Source organism: Mesorhizobium sp. M0293 (genome assembly GCF_040321735.1).
Lineage (GTDB): Bacteria > Pseudomonadota > Alphaproteobacteria > Rhizobiales > Rhizobiaceae > Mesorhizobium.
The window spans coordinates 1-711 of the sequence record NZ_JAMYSA010000312.1 but is presented as its reverse complement, the minus strand read 5'-3'; the positions used below and the strand labels follow the sequence as shown (position 1 = coordinate 711).

Below are 711 nucleotides of genomic sequence, written 5' to 3'. Positions count from 1 at the left end.
GACCCTCCGGTGAGTGCTGCAGCTTGGTAACTCCAGTCTCCTCGGTCCGGTCCGAATGGACAACCCTCTGAAAGCTCACACCTAGCGCCGATACTGCACCAATGCGCGGAGTATCCGTAATAAACGTGGACAAATAGCTATCGATGACATCTTGATGGATCGGCATCGGACCAGAGCGTGTCGCGGCAAACTGGCTAAAGCGCGCAACCCGGCTCAGGTAAATCTTGGCGGACGCTCGCTTATAACCGAGCGTGAAAAAATGCTCCGCGAAGCGATCCATCTCGCCGCCGAGCGCACCGCTACGCAGGCGCTTGAGTACCCCACGATACGAAAACTAGAAGTCGAGCATATTGCCCCTCCAGCATTGCGGCGCAGGGGGATCCCGCGTCCGTCAGAGAGGCATGAAAGATTATTATGTGGCTGAGGATGCCAGATTTGGCAGACCCCGGCTAGCGCCGGGACGGCTCCGCCACAAAATCTCACCCGATGCATAAGAACGGATCGGCGCCCGTATCGCGCACCAGCGCCGCCAGGCCGTCCGGCCCCTTGCGGTTATGCAGGGCTCCGCATAACCGCAATTATGTGGAGCGCCGGATTATGCGGAGTCCGCAGCAACCAAGGCCAATTCGTCCGTTGATTCCAATGTGTTAGAGCGCTCTATCTGCTTTCTTGCTCGGCATAATTGTTGTCGTCTCTCGACGTCATTTGACC

The 711-nt window shown here is 57.5% G+C and carries 1 pseudogene; it reads right to left on the bottom strand.

Going from position 1 to position 711, the window contains the following annotated elements:
* A pseudogene (locus NKJ06_RS35640) lies at positions 1-280 on the bottom strand (hypothetical protein); the annotation flags it as partial.
* Between the last annotated feature and the right edge of the window lie 431 nt (positions 281-711).